The 16,988-nt window shown below is 46.5% G+C and carries 11 protein-coding genes and 1 pseudogene; 4 read left to right on the forward strand and 8 right to left on the reverse strand.

From position 1 onward, the window contains the following. Positions 1–193: 193 nt before the first annotated feature. Both ETP43_RS14090 and ETP43_RS14095 read left to right on the forward strand, forming a co-directional pair. On the forward strand, positions 194–1,348 hold the full coding sequence (locus ETP43_RS14090) for a hypothetical protein (RefSeq protein ID WP_129258787.1): 1,155 nt from the start codon (positions 194–196) through the stop codon (positions 1,346–1,348). Between the two features lie 3 nt (positions 1,349–1,351). Next, positions 1,352–1,591, forward strand: coding sequence for a hypothetical protein (locus tag ETP43_RS14095; RefSeq protein ID WP_129258790.1), 240 nt, complete (start codon positions 1,352–1,354; stop codon positions 1,589–1,591). Positions 1,592–1,640: 49 nt separating this feature from the next. Here ETP43_RS14095 and tnpC read toward each other — a convergent pair. The 4 genes and pseudogenes from tnpC to ETP43_RS14115 form a co-directional block, all read right to left on the reverse strand. Further along, a pseudogene (gene tnpC / locus ETP43_RS14100) lies at positions 1,641–2,855 on the reverse strand (IS66 family transposase); the annotation flags it as partial. Then, positions 2,851–3,258, reverse strand: coding sequence for an IS66 family insertion sequence element accessory protein TnpA (tnpA, locus tag ETP43_RS14105; protein WP_129258792.1), 408 nt, complete (start codon positions 3,256–3,258; stop codon positions 2,851–2,853). The pseudogene tnpC and the gene tnpA, both read right to left, overlap by 5 nt. Before the next feature lie 225 nt (positions 3,259–3,483). After that, positions 3,484–6,996 (reverse strand): InlB B-repeat-containing protein, encoded by a 3,513-nt coding sequence (locus tag ETP43_RS14110; protein ID WP_129258794.1) that lies wholly within the window; start codon positions 6,994–6,996, stop codon positions 3,484–3,486. Next, complete coding sequence (locus tag ETP43_RS14115) at positions 6,951–9,140, reverse strand: leucine-rich repeat protein (RefSeq protein ID WP_129258797.1); 2,190 nt, start codon at positions 9,138–9,140, stop codon at positions 6,951–6,953. Before ETP43_RS14115 ends, ETP43_RS14110 begins: the two co-directional genes overlap by 46 nt. A 367-nt stretch (positions 9,141–9,507) precedes the next feature. On the opposite strand from ETP43_RS14115, the gene ETP43_RS14125 reads away from it, so the two are divergent. Next, entirely contained in the window at positions 9,508–10,377 is an 870-nt protein-coding gene (locus ETP43_RS14125; RefSeq protein WP_129258801.1) for an AraC family transcriptional regulator, read from the forward strand. A 102-nt stretch (positions 10,378–10,479) separates the two neighbouring features. Here the strand turns inward: ETP43_RS14125 and ETP43_RS14130 are convergent, their stop codons facing one another. The 4 genes from ETP43_RS14130 to ETP43_RS14145 form a co-directional block, all read right to left on the reverse strand. Beyond that, on the reverse strand, positions 10,480–11,802 hold the full coding sequence (locus ETP43_RS14130; protein ID WP_181951950.1) for a sodium-dependent transporter: 1,323 nt from the start codon (positions 11,800–11,802) through the stop codon (positions 10,480–10,482). 29 nt (positions 11,803–11,831) lie between these two features. After that, positions 11,832–13,016: a serine hydrolase domain-containing protein gene (locus ETP43_RS14135; protein ID WP_129258805.1), complete on the reverse strand. Its 1,185-nt coding sequence runs from the start codon at positions 13,014–13,016 to the stop codon at positions 11,832–11,834. Between the two features lie 221 nt (positions 13,017–13,237). Continuing rightward, the gene (gene codB, locus ETP43_RS14140; RefSeq protein ID WP_129258807.1) at positions 13,238–14,485 is read right to left on the reverse strand and encodes a cytosine permease; all 1,248 of its coding nucleotides are present in this window, start codon (positions 14,483–14,485) and stop codon (positions 13,238–13,240) included. Positions 14,486–14,543: 58 nt separating this feature from the next. Then, positions 14,544–15,635, reverse strand: coding sequence for a hypothetical protein (locus ETP43_RS14145; protein WP_129258809.1), 1,092 nt, complete (start codon positions 15,633–15,635; stop codon positions 14,544–14,546). A gap of 453 nt (positions 15,636–16,088) precedes the next feature. Here ETP43_RS14145 and ETP43_RS14150 point away from each other — a divergent pair, with 453 nt between their 5' ends. Then, positions 16,089–16,883, forward strand: a complete 795-nt coding sequence (locus ETP43_RS14150) for a threonine/serine exporter family protein (RefSeq protein ID WP_330546544.1) — start codon at positions 16,089–16,091, stop codon at positions 16,881–16,883. Positions 16,884–16,988: the final 105 nt, after the last annotated feature.

Here is a 16,988-nt window from a genome sequence, read left to right on the forward strand (position 1 = left end):
TCGTTTTAGTTATAGAATTAAAATCGTGTTTATTTTGATTTTGCAATTTTTATAAATTTTATTTTTAAATCTAATTTTATTATTTTTGAAATTTTTCCTTGCTTTCTCTAGACTTTAGAAGTATACTAAAGATACTTTACAAAACAGCACTATATCATAATATTTTTCTGTATAGGAGGGCATACAACATCCGATGAGTAACGATACTTTTAACTACAATATGTTTGTAAAACACAATCTAATTAAATGGCGTGACGCTTTTGAAACAACCAATCATGTTACTTTAAATTACACTGCTATTGCAAATGCGTTGCAAACGCATTTCAACATCTCAACATCTACGCAAAAAGTCGCAGCCATGTTTAACAGCCAGTCTCCCAGAGAAATCAAGCTTCAGGAATTGGTTGCAATTGCTCAGATTTTTGACATCCCTTTATGGGATCTGTGCCAGTATCCCAATAACCCCGATTCAGGAATCAATACCTACTCTCTGACCAAACAGACCAAAGACAGCAACGGTTCTGTTCACGAATTGCGTAACCACTATTATTTTACAGAAGAAGGACAATATTACTATTGCTACTACTTCAAACCAAAAGACTTTCAAAACCGTATCAAGCCAGTGGAAGATTTGCCTATTGAAGAAGCCAGAATGTCCATTTCCCTAAAAGACGGACATACAATGGTCACGTTGGAGGAAATGAAATCCGGTACAACCTTTTACGGCGACCCTATGCCATCATTCTTATTAACAGGTCCTTTATATCAATATGAAAATCAAAACATGGCATACAGTTTCATCGCAGACAAAACAGGAAACCGTGTCATGGCTCTAATGTTCACTTTTTTAAACTTAAGTGCTGATATCCGCTATTATATGACAGTAGGAATGATGACTTTCTCCCAAAACCAGACTCATGAACCTTTATTCCAGAAAATGGCCGTTTTCAGAGTACAACAGAACTATCAGGACGAAAAAAACGCAGAAGTGCTCCGGGGTATTCTCGCTCTTAATTCTTCCCCACTGCTTCTTGATGAAGATACCATTGCCAGACTGGAAGAAGATGATGTTATGCGCAAGTTATTATCAGAAGGCAAAAGTCCCAAACGATATTACGCATATAACGAAGCCGTATTGCGAGACTCCTTTACCCTGCCCGACAGTAAAGAGCGAACACGTATTCTTCTCCAATTACGCAAAAACAGTCTTTACCCTGCTCAGGAAGTCGTATCTGAAACAGATGCTTTTACAGACTTCATAAAACACTATCAAGTCAGTCAACTTCACAAACAGCAGCTTAAATCCGACCATTCTGGCACCTGTTCAAAGTTTGGAAAGGAGATTTAAAATATGGATAAGATTTTAAAAGCTGTTGATGTTTCTGTTTGGTTTGACCACAAAGGTGGATTCCGACCGTCCAGATGCCACATGGGTTCCCAGATACTGGATTTGCATGTTTTACAGGAGATTGTCGAAGAAGATACCATTCGTTACATCTGTAAATGCGATGACGATGATGACTGGGAATACTCATATAAAACATTCGTTTTTATCAAGAAAGACTTGCGATGGTATGTAAGCGTCCAATAAAAAGGTGTATTAAAAAATGATCGTAACTCTTGTATAATTAGGGTTGCGATCATTTACAGATTTCTTTCACGTATGGATTCCATGGCAGATAGTCATCGAGATATTCAGGAAATTCCAGAAATGCACTGCCTGGCATGTCAGACAGGATATATTTTATGTACTTCATTGGCGAAAGCCCATTTGCTTTTGCTGTTTCTACCAGTGTATAGATACCGGCACTTGCCTGTGCCCCTTGTGGGCTTCCAGAAAATAACCAGTTCTTTCGACCAATCACAAACGGGCGGATACAGTTCTCAGCTAATGAATTACTGATCACACAGTTTCCATCTTTCAGATAATTGAAAAATTCATCCCGGTTATTCAGGGCATATCCAAAAGCCTTTGAGAGTTTTGATTTTGGCAGTTCACCCAGGGCACTTTTTTCGGCCCACGACCAAAAGTCCTCGAGCTGTTTTTTCTCGCGGATGATTCGCTGTCTTTTCCTCTCTTCAGGTGTTAAATCTGCCAGCTCTTCCTCTATGGCAAAGAGCTTATTCAGGCGCAGGATTGCTTCAGCTGATTTTGTTGCTGCCGGATCATGAACATCTTTTGGCAGCGCATCCACAAATGCACGGCGCAGATGTGTGTAACACATGCATCTTATCACACCTGATACTCCATTGTACCCGGAATAGACATCTGTATGGATATAGCCTGTATAGTCTTTCAGAAATGTTTCCGGATATTTTCCACCTCTTCCTGGCCGGTATTCGAAATACCGTATAGGGTTCTTGGCATCTTTGATGCTGCAGTAGACCCACATATAAGAGTCAGTAGTATTTTTTCTCCCTGGCTCTTTCAGCACCTGAACATGGGTTTCGTCTATGTGCAGGTATTTCTGCTTTAATAATTCCTGCTTTAGACGTTCCACCACATGGCTTAACCATTCTCTATACACAACTAACAGCCAGTTGGACATGGTAACACGGCTTAAGGCTAATCCCATATCTGCCCATTCTTTTTCCTGACGTTATAAAGGAATCCCAAGTTCAAATTTCTGATAGATCAGCCAGGCAATCGTAGACGCGGATGCCAGGGAATGCATGACTGGCGCTGCAGGAATGGGAGCTTTCTCCATATATGGCATGCCTTTTTTTCGGCATGTCCTGCATTCGTATGTTTCACGGTAATGATCGATCACTTTCAGTTTTGCAGGGATGAACTGGACTTCTGTCCGGATAAACTCTTCCCCTATACGTACCATAGTACTTCCGCACCTTTCACAAGTACGGTCGCTTCACCTTTACGAGCATCTGTAAAAAAGATTCTGTAGCTGTCTCATATAATTCCACGGAGATATTTCCAGTTTTTAAAACAGCTTCGGGTTTATGAGAATCCACATGTTCCCTCTTTGCAGGTACAGGAAGTTCGACAAACCTAGCTTCCGTCAGGTCAGATTGTTTCTGCGAAGAAACTGATGAACCAGATGAAACGTATTCTTTTCTCGGAAGGTCTACGACTGCAAGTTTGCGGAATTTTGATATCCAGTAATAGTAACTTTTTAGCGAAATACCATTCTGTTCACACCACTTCTGATTTGTCAATCCAGAGGATCGGCATTCGTGGATTACATTTAACCAGTATTGGTATTTCACTTGTTTATACGGGGTAAGAAGTGAAAAATCCATACTTTTCTCCTTGCGTATCATAATTAGAGTTTTTAGAGCTGACTCCCAAAACTCTAATTATGATTTTAAGGGAAAACTGTTGAAATGTCTGTACACCTTTTTATTTGACGATTACATTCCAATTATAAATGCTTTACAAAACCCCGCCCCGGGTCTTCCGCGAATCGCTTCGCTTCTTATCCGGGGCGGGGTTCTTTTTATACTCCAGGAGTGTTGAGTATCAGATTATTTTTTCTTTTTTCCAAACAGGGCTGCCAGTATACCGAGCAGAGAGAGTCCTCCTGCGGCTGCGGTGGATGCCAGTGGTGTAGCATCGGCTGTTTTCACCGATTTGGCTGTCTGCGCTGTTGTGGTTGTTTTGGATGCAGGTGTTGTGGTACCTGTTGTTGTGTTGTTCTTTTTGGTTGTGTTGGTGTTGGTTGGAGTCGTGGTCGGTGTCGGTCTTGGGGTCTCCGGTTTCTTCGTATCATCGCCTTTTCCCGGATCCGGTTTCTCCGGATCTTTCGGGGTTTCGGTCTTCTCGAAGATTGCATATACTTCCAGATCGTCACTTACCAGCGTATCTGCCGTCACCGTTTCTCCGGTTCCGTCTGCCTTTGTATTCCATCCTTTGAAGGTGTAGCCCTCTTTCGTCGGATCTGCCGGAAGGTTACTTCCGATCGCTTCTCCTTTGATGACTTTTACTTCACTCTTCACACCGTCTACGTCGATCACAACTTTGACTTCTTCAATCGGTGCTGGATTCTGTTCGAATACGGCGTATACTTCCATCTCATCCGTTACTACAGTTTCCGCGGTCACAGCTTCTCCCGTTCCATCCGCTTTGGTGTTCCAGCCTTTGAAGGTGTAGCCGTCTTTCGTCGGATCTGCCGGAAGGTTACTTCCGATCGCTTCTCCTTTAATGACTTTCACTTCCGTCTTCACACCGTCTACATCAAAAACAACTTTGACTTCTTCAATTGGTGCTGGGTTCTGTTCGAATACGGCGTATACTTCCATCTCGTCTGTTACTACGGTTTCCGCGGTCACAGCTTCTCCCGTTCCATCGGCTTTTGTATTCCACCCCTTAAAGGTATAGCCATCTTTTGTCGGATCTGCTAGCAAATTACTTCCGATTGCTTCTCCTTTAATAACTTTCACTTCCGTCTTCACACCGTCTACGTCAAAAACAACTTTGACTTCTTCAATTGGTGCTGGGTTCTGTTCGAATACAGCGTACACTTCCATCTCGTCTGTCACTACAGTTTCCGCAGTCACGGTTTCTCCCGTTCCATCGGCTTTTGTATTCCAGCCTTTGAATGTGTAGCCGTCTTTCGTCGGATCCGCTGGAAGGTTACTTCCGATCGCTTCTCCTTTGATGACTTTCACTTCAGTCTTCACACCATCTACGTCAATCACAACTTTGACTTCTTCAATCGGTGCTGGGTTCTGTTCGAATACGGCGTATACTTCCATCTCATCCGTCACTACAGTTTCCGCAGTCACGGTTTCTCCAGTTCCGTCTGCTTTGGTATTCCAGCCTTTGAAAGTATATCCGTCTTTCTCTGGGTCCGCCGGAAGGTTACTTCCAATTGCCTCTCCTTTCACTACCTTCACTTCACTCTTCTGTCCGTCTACATCAAAGACCACTCTTACTTCCACTACCGGAGGAATGTCCTCTTCGAAGATCGGGTAAAGATCCATATTTTCAGTAATCACCGTGTCCGCAGTCACCGTCGTTCCAGTTCCGTCGGCGCTGGTGTTCCAGCCTTTGAAGAGATATCCTTCTTTTGTCGGTGCTGCAGGCAGGTTTTCTCTGATCGCCTGACCTTTCTCTACTTCCAGTTTTGTTGTGGTTCCATCTTCCTGATGTATCTGGATCGTGCATGCTGCTGCAAATACCGGGTACACGGTGATATCATCGGTCGGTACGCTTCCCTCTCCAAAGGCTTCTCCCGTTCCGTTTTTCTTTGTATTCCAGCCTTTGAAAATATTTCCTGCTTTCGTCGCAGATGCCACCTTTTCTGCGGTGACTCCCTCTCCAGCTTTCACATATGCCACTTTCACGCCGGTGACATACTCGCTGTAATATTCTACTGCATAACTGCCCTCTTCTCTCAGGTACAGATTGTTCCACATCGTCTCTTTTTTTCTGATCAGTCCCGCAGAACTGTTTTCTGCATTGATCTGTGCCAGATACGCATCCAGCGCACCAGCCGGTACGGTTACCGTAGAGATTGTAGTCTGGGAAACTCCGGTAAATGCTCCTGACGCTACGGTTGGAGGAGTCATTCCTTTCATCACCACGCGCGTTCCCGCTTTATTTCCCTGTCCAACCCTTCCGAACTGGATATTTTCAATCGTCTCCAGTGTTGCCGGGAGAGTCAGGCGTTTCAGGCTGTTTGTATAATAGAAAGAATCTTTTTTCAGCGTTTTTACTGCTTCCAGTGTGACATCCGTCAGTCTGGTACATTTATAGAACGCACGCATTCCGATCGTCTCAGCTTTCGGCAGGGAAACTTTCTCCAGCCATCCAAATCCGTTAAATGCATCATCCCCTACTTCGGTTGCATCCGGCAGGTCTACGATTTCTACAGAATCACTTACGATTCCGCCCTTCTGAATCTCCGTCACACCTTCCAGGTGCACTTCTCTCAGTTCTCCCTTGCTACTTCCTGCTGCCTTCGGTGCAAAGTTCAGTACCGCACTGTTCGGTCCCAGTACCGTTGTCGGATTGCCGTCTTTTCCGTGCAGGATCAGGTCTTCACCCAGATGCATCGTGAATTTTTTCAGGTTCGTTATCTGTGCAAGATATGCCAGATCGTTCTGTGTGATCTCCCCGGATACCAGTTCGATGCTTGTCACATCGGCTACTGCTACCTTACTGTCTTTGATCGCGTCTTCCAGGCTTGAACCGTCCACGCTGATGCCATTTACCAGAACTTTAATAACATCCGGCAGATTTTCTTCGTAAACCGGATAAATATCCATATTGGCTGTAATGATCGTATCCGCAGTCACCGTCGTTCCGGTTCCGTCGGCGCTGGTGTTCCATTCTTTAAATACATACCCCTCTTTTTCCGGTGCAGTCGGCAGTTTTTCTCCGATTGCCTGGTCTTTTTCTACTTCCAGGGTCGTTGTCGTTCCGTCTTCCTGATGGATCTGTACGGTACAGGATGCTGCAAATACAGGGTATACCGTCAGATCTCTGGTCGGTACGCTTCCCTCTCCAAAGGCTTCTCCCGTTCCGTTTTTCTTTGTATTCCAGCCTTTGAAAATATTTCCTGCTTTCGTCGCAGATGCCACCTTTTCTGCGGTGACTCCCTCTCCTGCTTTCACATATGCCACTTTCACGCCGGTGACATACTCGCTATAATATTCTACTGCATAACTGCCCCCTTCTCTCAGGTACAGATTGTTCCACATCGTCTCTTTTTTGCGGATCAGTCCCGCAGAGCTGTTTTCTGCATTGATCTGTGCCAGATACGCATCCAGCGCACCAGCCGGTACAGTTACCGTAGAAATTGTAGTCTGGGAAACTCCGGTAAATGCTCCCGACGCTACGGTTGGAGGGGTCATTCCTTTCATCACCACGCGCGTTCCCGCTTTATTTCCCTGTCCAACCCTTCCGAACTGGATATTTTCAATCGTCTCCAGTGTTGCCGGAAGCGTCAGGCGTTTCAGGCTGTTTGTATAATAGAAGGAATCTTTTTTCAGCGTTTTACTGCTTCCAGTGTGACATCTGTCAGTCTGGTACATTTATAGAATGCACGCATTCCGATCGTCTCAGCTTTCGGCAGGGAAACTTTCTCCAGCCAGCCAAATCCGTTAAATGCATCATCCCCTACTTCGGTCGCATCCGGCAGGTCTACGGTTTCTACGGAATCACTTACAATTCCACCCTTCTGAATCTCCGTCACACCTTCCAGGTGTATTTCTCTCAGTTCTCCCTTGCTGCTTCCGGATGCCTTCGGTGCAAAGTTCAGTACCGCCGTGTTTGGTCCCAGTACGGTTGTCGGATTGCCGTCTTTTCCGTGCAGGATCAGGTCTTCTCCCAGATGCATCGTGAATTTCTCCAGGTTCGTTATCTGTGCAAGATATGCCAGATCATTCTGTGTGATTTCCCCGGATACCAGTTCGATGCTTGTCACATCGGCTACTGCCACCTTACTGTCTTTGATCGCATCTTCCAGGCTGGAGCCGTCCACGCTGATGCCATTTACCAGAACTTTGATCACATCCGGCTGATTTTCTTCATAAATCGGATAAATATCCATATTGGCTGTAATGACGGTGTTCGCAGTCACAGTTTCTCCTGTTCCGTCTTCACTGGTATTCCACTCTTTGAATACATAACCCTCTTTTTCCGGTGCAGTCGGCAGTTTTTCTCCGATTGCCTGGTCTTTCTCTACTTCCAGGGTCGTTGTCGTTCCGTCTTCCTGATGGATCTGTACGGTACAGGATGCTGCAAATACAGGGTATACCGTAAGATCTCTGGTCGGCACGCTTCCCTCTCCAAAGGCTTCTCCCGTTCCGTTTTTCTTTGTATTCCAGCCTTTGAAAATATTTCCTGCTTTCGTCGCAGATGCCACCTTTTCTGCGGTGACTCCCTCTCCGGCTTTCACATATGCCACTTTCACGCCGGTGACATACTCGCTGTAATATTCTACTGCATAACTGCCCTCTTCTCTCAAGTACAGATTGTTCCACATCGTCTCTTTTTTTCTGATCAGTCCTGCAGAACTGTTTTCTGCATTGATCTGTGCCAGATACGCATCCAGCGCACCCGCCGGTACAGTTACCGTAGAGATTGTAGTCTGGGAAACTCCGGTAAATGCTCCTGACGCTACGGTTGGAGGAGTCATTCCTTTCATCACCACGCGCGTTCCCGCTTTATTTCCCTGTCCAACCCTTCCAAACTGGATATTTTCAATCGTCTCCAGTGTTGCCGGGAGAGTCAGGCGTTTCAGACTGTTTGTATAATAGAAGGAATCCTTTTTCAGTGTTTTTACTGCTTCCAGAGTTACATCCGTCAGTCTGGTACATTTATAGAACGCACGCATTCCGATCGTCTCAGCTTTCGGCAGGGAAACTTTCTCCAGCCATCCAAATCCGTTAAATGCATCATCTCCTACTTCGGTTGCATCCGGCAGGTCTACGATTTCTACGGAATCACTTACAATTCCACCCTTCTGAATCTCCGTCACACCTTCCAGGTGTACTTCTCTCAGTTCTCCCTTGCTGCTTCCGGATGCTTTCGGTGCAAAATTCAGTACTGCCGTATTTTTTCCGAGCACGGTCGTTGCACTTCCGGTCTTTCCGATCAGTTTCAGTCCGCTTCCCAGCTGCATATGAAAATCCTGCAGATTGGTCAGGGTTGTGATGTATGCCAGATCTGCCTGTGTGATCGTACCGGATACCAGTTCGAGACGGGTCACTGCGGCAGCTTCCGTTCCGCTGGCGGTGACTGCTGTTTCCAGACTTTCTCCGCTCGCTGCGGTTCCGTTGATTTTCACTGTCAGCGTGCCCTCTTTCGGCGTTACGGTTTCAGCTTCCTGTGTCTGTGCTTCCTGCACCGCTGCTGCCTGCGGCATCTGTGCCGTTTCTGCCTCCACTGTTGTTTCCTGACCGCTGTCCTCTTCGTCCTCTGCCGCTGGTTCCTGATTCGGATTCTCCGGTATCAGTTCCACTGGTTCCTCTGCCTGATCCGGACTTTCTGATATCGCGTTGTCTGATGCATCTGTTGTTTTTCCGCTCTCTGTTTCCGGCTGTTCAGAAGTATCTTCTGCTCCCTGTGTATCCTCCGCATATACGGGGATCGATACCAGCGGTGAGCCAACAGAAGTCGCCGTTACTGCAAGTGCACAGAAAAGTGCCTGCAATCTCTTTGTTCTCTCCTTCATGATTTCCTCCTTATCGTTTTGTCTGGTTATTGGTTCTATCTTTATCGTAACACACTTCTGCTGGTTTCTATATCTCTATGTTGTCTATTTTTTTAGGTTTCTTGCTTTATCCTAAATAATTTCTTGTAAATTTATATAACACATTTTATACTTTTTCTATACTTTTTCGCATTTTGCACAATGTGCTCTCGGAATCTTTCTGTGCCTGATTTTGTGAGATGATTTTTTATCAGTTGTGCCCAAATTTCATCAACGTACGCGGTGCGTACGTTGATGAAATTCGGGTGCGACTGGCGAAAAATCAGCCGCAAAAGCAAGTGCAGAAAGACTCCGGGAGTACATCACATAAAAAGGAGGAACGGAACGCATGGCATATCACCGCTACATATTTACCGAACCTGAAAAAGAAGCCTTATCCAACGAACGGCTGGACATCCGGCTTCTCTATATCAGCAAATCGCGCTATGATCGGAACTGGCAGAGCATCCTTCATTCCCATGCTTTCGCCGAACTTTTTTATGTCATTCACGGAACCGGTGTTTTTCAGACAGAAAATGATTCGTTCCCGGTTGCAGAGGACGATCTGGTACTGATTAACCCGAACGTAACACATACGGAGTTCAGCCACGGGGAAAATGCCCTGGAATATATCGTTCTTGGTCTGGACGGAATCTCTTTTCGTTCCTCCAACAATACGTTTTTACCATACACAATCTGTAATCTCCGTTCCAACCGAAAAGAAATGCTTTTTTACACCCAGACCCTGATCCAGGAACTGCGAGAGAAGAAAGAAAATTATATCAACATCTGCCAGAACCTTCTCGAAATCCTGATCCAGCTCGTAGACCGCAACACCATCGCCACCCCGAAACTTTCCACAACAGACAAACTTTCCACAACAGACAAACTTTCCCGGGAGTGTCATTTTATTGAGCAGTATCTGGATGAGCATTTTGCGGAGGATATCAATCTGGATACGTTGAGCGAACTGACGTATATGAATAAATATTATATGGTTCACGTTTTCACGCGCTATAAGGGAATCTCCCCGATCAATTATCTGATCAACCGGAGAATCGATGAGGCAAAAGAACTGTTGACATGCAGCAATCTCCCGATCGCCAAGATCGCACAATCTGTCGGCTTCTCTTCTCAGTCTTATTTTTCACAGGTGTTTCGGAAAGAAGTGCATACGACGCCGGGGGCATATCGGAAAAATAACAGTGCAGGCAGGTGAAAAAGCGCGGTGGGCGGGGAGCAGTGGGGACGGAGAAAAGTGGCTTTGAAAAGCCACTTTTCTCCGTCCCCACTGGTTCCCCGATTATCAGCAAAGATATCCTCACCCGATTCCACCCAGAGCGATTCCCAGAATCAGCACCAGCATACATACCGGCACATATACATATTTACAGATCGGATAAAACCAGGAGGTAAAACGGCTGTTTCTCCCTTTGTTTACCTGTGTTTCCACATAGTCTTTTCCGCATACCCAAAACAGCATGATGCCTGCCAGCCCGGCGCCCAGCGGGCAGATATAGATGGAGAGTACATCCATCCAGCCGGATACGATACCCTGAATCAAGATAGAGACGATCACACCGACCACCGCGATCACCGCACACGCCGGTTTTCGCTCTAGATGAAATTTCTCCTGTACTGTTGCGATTGGTGCTTCGTACAGGTTGATCAGGGAGGTCAGTCCCGCGAATAACACAGCGACAAAGAAAATGATCACGATGATCTTTCCTCCCGGCATATTTTTGATCAGGTTTGGCAGGAAGATAAATAAAAGTCCCGGACCGCCCTGGTCAAGCTGTGCGCCAGTGGTTGCCATCGCCGGGATGATGACCAGAGCTGCCAGCATCGCAGCCAGTGTATCAAAAAATGCCACTCTTCCAGCAGCTGCCGGAATATTTTCTTCATCCGGCAGGTACGAGCCATAGATCAGTGTTCCGTTTCCCGCCACCGACAGAGAGAAAAATGCCTGTCCCAGTGCGAAGATCCATGTTTTCGGGTCGACAAGCGCCTGTTTATCCACGCCGAAAATATAGTGATAGCCGTCCACAGCCCCCGGCTGAAACGCCACATAAATACCAAGTGCTACAAACAACAGGAAAAATACGGGCATTAGCACTTTATTGACTTTCTCGATGCCTCTGCCGACACCGAACATCAGAATTCCCATCGCTACCAGCAAAATTACCACCTGCCAGCCGGTGTTGCCGAACGCAGATGCCATCGAACCAAATGCTGCTGCAAATTCATCCACATCGACCGGCGCCAGTGTTACTCCGGTAAATGCACCGACGGTATATTTTAAGATCCAGCCCATAACGACCGTGTAACCGATCGCCATCGCCAGCGAACCGACCACCGGAATCAGTCCCAGTGCTTCTCCGAATTTTCGTTTTCCTTTTTTCTCGCAGGCAAGTCCAAATGCATCCACCGGACCCGATCTCGTCGCGCGTCCAAACGTCATCTCTCCGATTACCCCGGTAAATCCAATCAGTGCCACAAAGATAACGTACGGAATCAGAAATGCTCCGCCTCCATATAACGATACTCTGGTGGAAAACATCCAGATATTTCCCATGCCCACCGCCGAACCGATGCAGGCCATAATAAATCCCCACCGGGTATTAAATGATTCTCTCTTTTTCATCACATTTTTCTCCGTTTTCTTTTATTTTCTTACAGATTATAGATCACATTTCTGAGCAGTCTGGTCATCCGGAATGTTCCGGCATCTGTCTTCTGGGTCATCATCAGCACGGTCATCCGGTCTTTTGGTGCATTGGCAAAGTAACAGCCAAGCCATCCGTCCCAGCCATATTCTCCCTGGCTTCCCAGCGTGCAGGCTCTTCGCGGATCTGTCATGACACGCATAAAGTTTCCATAGGAAAATCCTTCTAGCCACGGCATTCCCTCCCGTTCAAACACTTTCTGCTGACACTCGCTTAACACGTGACCGGTCAGGAATTTCACCACAGAGGATCCAAGAATCTGTTTTCCCTTATAGCTTCCTCCGTTCAGAAGCATCTGGGCAAAATGAGAATAATCATCAATCGTAGAAACCAGTCCGGCACCTCCGGACTCAAAGGCCGGACGACGATCCATCCGATTGCAGATATCCAGATGATTTTTTGTATACAGCGCCGGTGTCTCTCCTTCTGTGCACACATATGTTTTCACCAGGCGATCCTTTTTCTCTTCCGGTACCCAGAAACCGGTATCACACATCTCCAGCGGAGCAAACAACTCTTTTTCCAGGAAATCTCCAAAACGCATACCGGATACCACCTCAACGACTGCTCCGGCCACATCCGCCGAAGTTCCGTAACACCAGGAACGCTCCGGCTGAAATGCCAGCGGGATCCGTCCCAGCCGGTTGGCGATCTCCACGGTGCCGTATCGGCCGCCTTCTCCCTCATCCAGTCTCTGTGTGATCTCCTCAAACAGAGCTTCCGTCTGACGGCCGGCCGGATGATTGCCCTCATACACCAGACCGGAAGTCATATTCAGGAGGTCCTGAATGTTCACATCGCGCCATGGTTTTTCCACACGTCCATCCGCATAAGCCACCAGTTGTCCACAAAATCCCGGCAGATATCTACATACCGGATCGGCCAGATCGATCTGCCCACGTTCTGCCAGAAGCATCACAGCCACAGCAGTAATCGGTTTGGACATGGAATATAACCGGTAGATACTGTCTCTCGCCACCGGCTTTTTCGCCTCGATATCCGCATATCCACTCTCCAGATACACTTCTTCTTTTCCGTCTTTTCGCACCAGCAGGGTAGCTCCCGGGATTTCTCCTCTTGCTACCGCATCATCCATAATCCACTGCAGACGTTCTGTTTTTGTCTTTTCCATCTTATGTAACCCTCCCTATTTTTACTGATTCACACGATTTTTGTTTTTCATTGGATTGTTGTCTTTCATTAGAAGTTCTCGTTTTCCCCATATCTTCAGACTTTCTTATAAAACCTGCCATATATACCGCTCTTGCATCTCTGAATCACTTATTGTCTATTGTATACCAAAAAAACCGCCATGCATACATTTTTTTGTATAACACAACGGTTTTCTTATGATTATTTTTTCTTTCTCACTGTCTGTCCGACCAGGTAACATACTGCTGCCACTACCATACCATTGATCGAAGCGATTCCCCATGATACCAGGTTTGCTACCACAGCACCGAGGATCACACCTCCTACTGCAAACCAGTTGACGACCTGTGTCTCTGCGACCGGATCTTCATAATCTTTCTTATTCATAAAGTAAGAAAGTACCAGGATGATACCTACCGGCGGCAGCGTACAGTTCAGGATGTTCAGCCATTTTGTGAAGTTATAATACAGCCATACCGAAAGTACCGTTCCGATGATACCGGATACCAGAACCATCGGTTTCTTCTTCTGATGGAAAATATTTGCCAGACCAAGACCTGCGGTATACAGGGCATTGTCGTTGGTTGTCCAGATGTTCAGACCCAGTACCAGAACTGCCATGTAGAACAGATTCAGACGGATCATAACCTCGAAGATATCATTTCCACCGACAAAAATATAGGCAATCGCTCCGAAGAAGAACATCAGGGAGTTTCCGATAAAAAATGCTACGACCGTTGCGATCGTTCCCGTCTTCGCATCTTTCGCAAATCGGGTAAAGTTCGGGGTTGCGGTTCCACCGGATACGAAGGATCCCACAACCAGACCTGCACCGCCGACAACGGTAAGGGAACCGCTTGATACGGCAAACTGATCCACGATGGTTCCGTTGCCCTGACGGATCGCCATGATCATAGCCACTGTACCGAGTACTGCTACCAGCGGCACTGCGATATAACTGATGACAGTCAGGGAATCGATACCGAAGTAAGCGGAAGCTGTCATACACACGCCGGCTACAATAACCAGTGCCCACATGGCGGTCTTACTGTCTCCAAACAATTCTCCTGCTACCGGAATCGCGAACATCGCGATACCTACACCAAACCAGCCGATCTGTGTAAAACTGATCATTGCAGAGGAAAGATAGGAACCTTTCTCTCCGAAGGCTTTCTGCGCCAGCAGATCCATGCTCATACCTGTCTTCGCTCCGACATAACCAAGAAGTCCGGTGTACAGACCAAGGATCGCTCCACCAAACAGCAGAGATTTTAAGAATCCCCAGAAATCCAGTCCTGCTGCCAGCTGCTGACCTGCCCACATACTCGCGGAGAAGAAGGTAAATCCAAGCATGATCATAAACATGGTCACAAAGCCCTTCTTTCCCTCCTCCGGTACGACGCGATCCGCATAATCAATATCTACTTTCTGTTCTGTCTCTTTTTTCATTTGTTTTCTCCCGTCTCAGTTTGTTTCCATAACCTTATTTGTCTTTCGGCTGATTCCATTACAGAATATATTTACGCAGTGCACCGGTAAATTCATCGATCCGCTGCTGCGCCAGTTCTTCTAATGTAATGTTCTTCATGCTCTCCACATAACCCTGTTCCTGGCGATACAGCCATTTCGTATCTGCCGGACGGATCTTTTCATAATGGTTTGCATGGATCCAGTCTTCGTAACTGATCGGAAGTTCATAACCGAGTTTTTCTTCCAGTAAAGTTCCAAAATCAATCTGACCGGCGCGCTCTTTGATCCCGTTCCAGAACTCCAGCACTTCTTCTACATGCTCATGGATCTCGTAACGTCTCGCACCTCCATCATAGATAATACATTTTTCAAACAGAGGGCTGCACATGGAAAGTGTCTCCCGACGGAATTCCGGAGCCACGATACCACCCTTCCAGTAAAAGTCCACATTCGGAAGATTGATACCGGATACACCCTTATCTTCATACATACCGAAGATTCCTTCATAATATACCGTGATAAATCCTTCAAATTCCGGCCAGAACTCCCGAATATCCCGGGTCAGATCCTCCAGGATCTCGATACCCTTCGTTCCACCAATCGTAAAGATGATAATATTCCGAAGTTTTGCCCCGTGATTCCGGTAAAAATCGGTCACATAACGCAGACAGTGGATCAACGTCTCTCCACTGGCAATGATATCTCCGATCATCAACGTGCTGTCCGGTACCATCGTCAGCTTATTGTATTTGATCTCCAGTCCCGCAATCTCTTCCTCCTGAAATACACGCTCACTGGATAAGAAACTGATATCATGCACACGAATGTGCTCCCGGTAGCAGCTCTCCTCCAGCGGATAATTCAGCGCACCGCGAAGAATCGATAAGATATTCGCTGTTGTCACTTTCTTCTGTTCTTTCAGATAATATAACATCTGAGAAGTCGACGGAATCAGGCAGTTATAAACCTCATACCCGACAATCTCCGGCGTGTTCAGAAGCTTTCTCGTCTCCGCCTCCGAAACCACATAATACTCATTCAGATAATCTCCGCCATCCAGCCGATAGCAGGCAACACCCTGCTCGTCAAACTCCGGCATCAGTGTCACGTTTTCCCAATCTTTCTTCATATACTTATCCTCTTTTTCATAACCGCCATCCCACAGTCAACCCACAATCCGCCGGTTACTTCTTTTCTATTTTCCATTTCTCACCCACCAACTTTTTCAACCAGATGGGCGTACTTCTTGAATATATTACAGATATTCCTCACACCCGTCAAGACCTATTTCAAAACAAGCAAAAAATCCCACCGTTTCCATACGTTTCCAGCGATTCCGGCTGTTTTCTTCATCCACATGGTAAAATACCTCCTGATTTTCTGCTGAAAATATATCAGTTTCCCTTTGTTTTCTTTCGGAAATGTGATAGAGTCATACTGTACACGGATACATTCCGGATTTTCTCCGTTTCTGTATCCGTATCTTTTTGCGTATTCTGATGTATCCTCGGAATCTTTTGGTATCTGATTTTGCGACAGACAAGACTCCGAAAATACTTTTTACTAAATGGGGAATTTTATTTTGGAAACTATAGAAAAAGAACATAACCGTATGGCGTTGAATGTGGCGGCGCTGGCCGGGGATATTTTACTGGCCAGCGGGGCGGAAATCTTCCGTGTGGAAGAGACCATTGACCGGATCGCCCACGCTTACGGCATCGAATCGTGTGATCCGTTTGTGTTGAGCAGTGGATTCTTTCTCACCGCTGACAGCAACTCGGATCAAAACTTTGCCTGGGTACGCCACATCCCGTTGAGTGCTACCCGGCTCGACCGTGTCACTGCGGTCAACCAGCTTTCCCGGGAGATCGAACACGGATCTTATACCCCGGAGGAAGCCTATCAGAAACTTCAGGAAATCCAGCAGATGCCTGCCAAGCGGAATCTCTGCCAGATCCTTGCTTCCGGCGTGGGCAGCGGATGCTTCTGTTATCTCTTCGGCGGCGATCCGGTGGACTGTATCGTGGCTTTTATCGCGGGGCTTCTGCTGTATGTCTATCTGCTGTGCGTGGTGAAAGGACAGCTTTCCAAGATCGCAACGAATATATCCGGCGGCATGTTTGTGACTTTCATCGCTGTGCTGATCTATCAGCTGGGACTGGGACATCATCTGAGTGAGATTATCATCGGTTCCATCATCCCGCTGGTTCCCGGTGTGGCGTTTACGAATGGCATCCGCGATATCGCCGACCAGGACTATATTGCCGGTGCGGTCCGCATGCTGGACGCACTGCTTGTCACGTTCAGTATCGCAATGGGCGTCGGTCTTGTAATGATCGGGTATCACCATTTTGTGGGCGGTGCGATTCTGCCGTGATTCATGGGGTTCTATGAATGCATGGGTTTCTTTCGTCCCGGCGGATTTTATAAAACGAGATAACATACGCTTTGCGAAGCTTACTTATTGCTTGCGTAAATCAAA

The organism is Blautia faecicola (genome assembly GCF_004123145.1).
In the GTDB taxonomy this organism is placed as follows: domain Bacteria; phylum Bacillota; class Clostridia; order Lachnospirales; family Lachnospiraceae; genus Oliverpabstia; species Oliverpabstia faecicola.

Coding starts and splice junctions, on each gene's coding strand:
- ETP43_RS14090 (WP_129258787.1), top strand. CDS start 194: ATGAGTAACGATACTTTTAACTACAATATGTTTGTAAAACACAATCTA.
- ETP43_RS14095 (WP_129258790.1), top strand. CDS start 1,352: ATGGATAAGATTTTAAAAGCTGTTGATGTTTCTGTTTGGTTTGACCAC.
- ETP43_RS14115 (WP_129258797.1), bottom strand. CDS start 9,140: ATGAAGGAGAGAACAAAGAGATTGCAGGCACTTTTCTGTGCACTTGCA.
- ETP43_RS14125 (WP_129258801.1), top strand. CDS start 9,508: ATGGCATATCACCGCTACATATTTACCGAACCTGAAAAAGAAGCCTTA.
- ETP43_RS14135 (WP_129258805.1), bottom strand. CDS start 13,016: ATGGAAAAGACAAAAACAGAACGTCTGCAGTGGATTATGGATGATGCG.
- codB (WP_129258807.1), bottom strand. CDS start 14,485: ATGAAAAAAGAGACAGAACAGAAAGTAGATATTGATTATGCGGATCGC.
- ETP43_RS14130 (WP_181951950.1), bottom strand. CDS start 11,802: ATGAAAAAGAGAGAATCATTTAATACCCGGTGGGGATTTATTATGGCC.
- ETP43_RS14110 (WP_129258794.1), bottom strand. CDS start 6,996: ATGTACCAGACTGACAGATGTCACACTGGAAGCAGTAAAACGCTGAAA.
- ETP43_RS14145 (WP_129258809.1), bottom strand. CDS start 15,635: ATGAAGAAAGATTGGGAAAACGTGACACTGATGCCGGAGTTTGACGAG.
- tnpA (WP_129258792.1), bottom strand. CDS start 3,258: ATGGATTTTTCACTTCTTACCCCGTATAAACAAGTGAAATACCAATAC.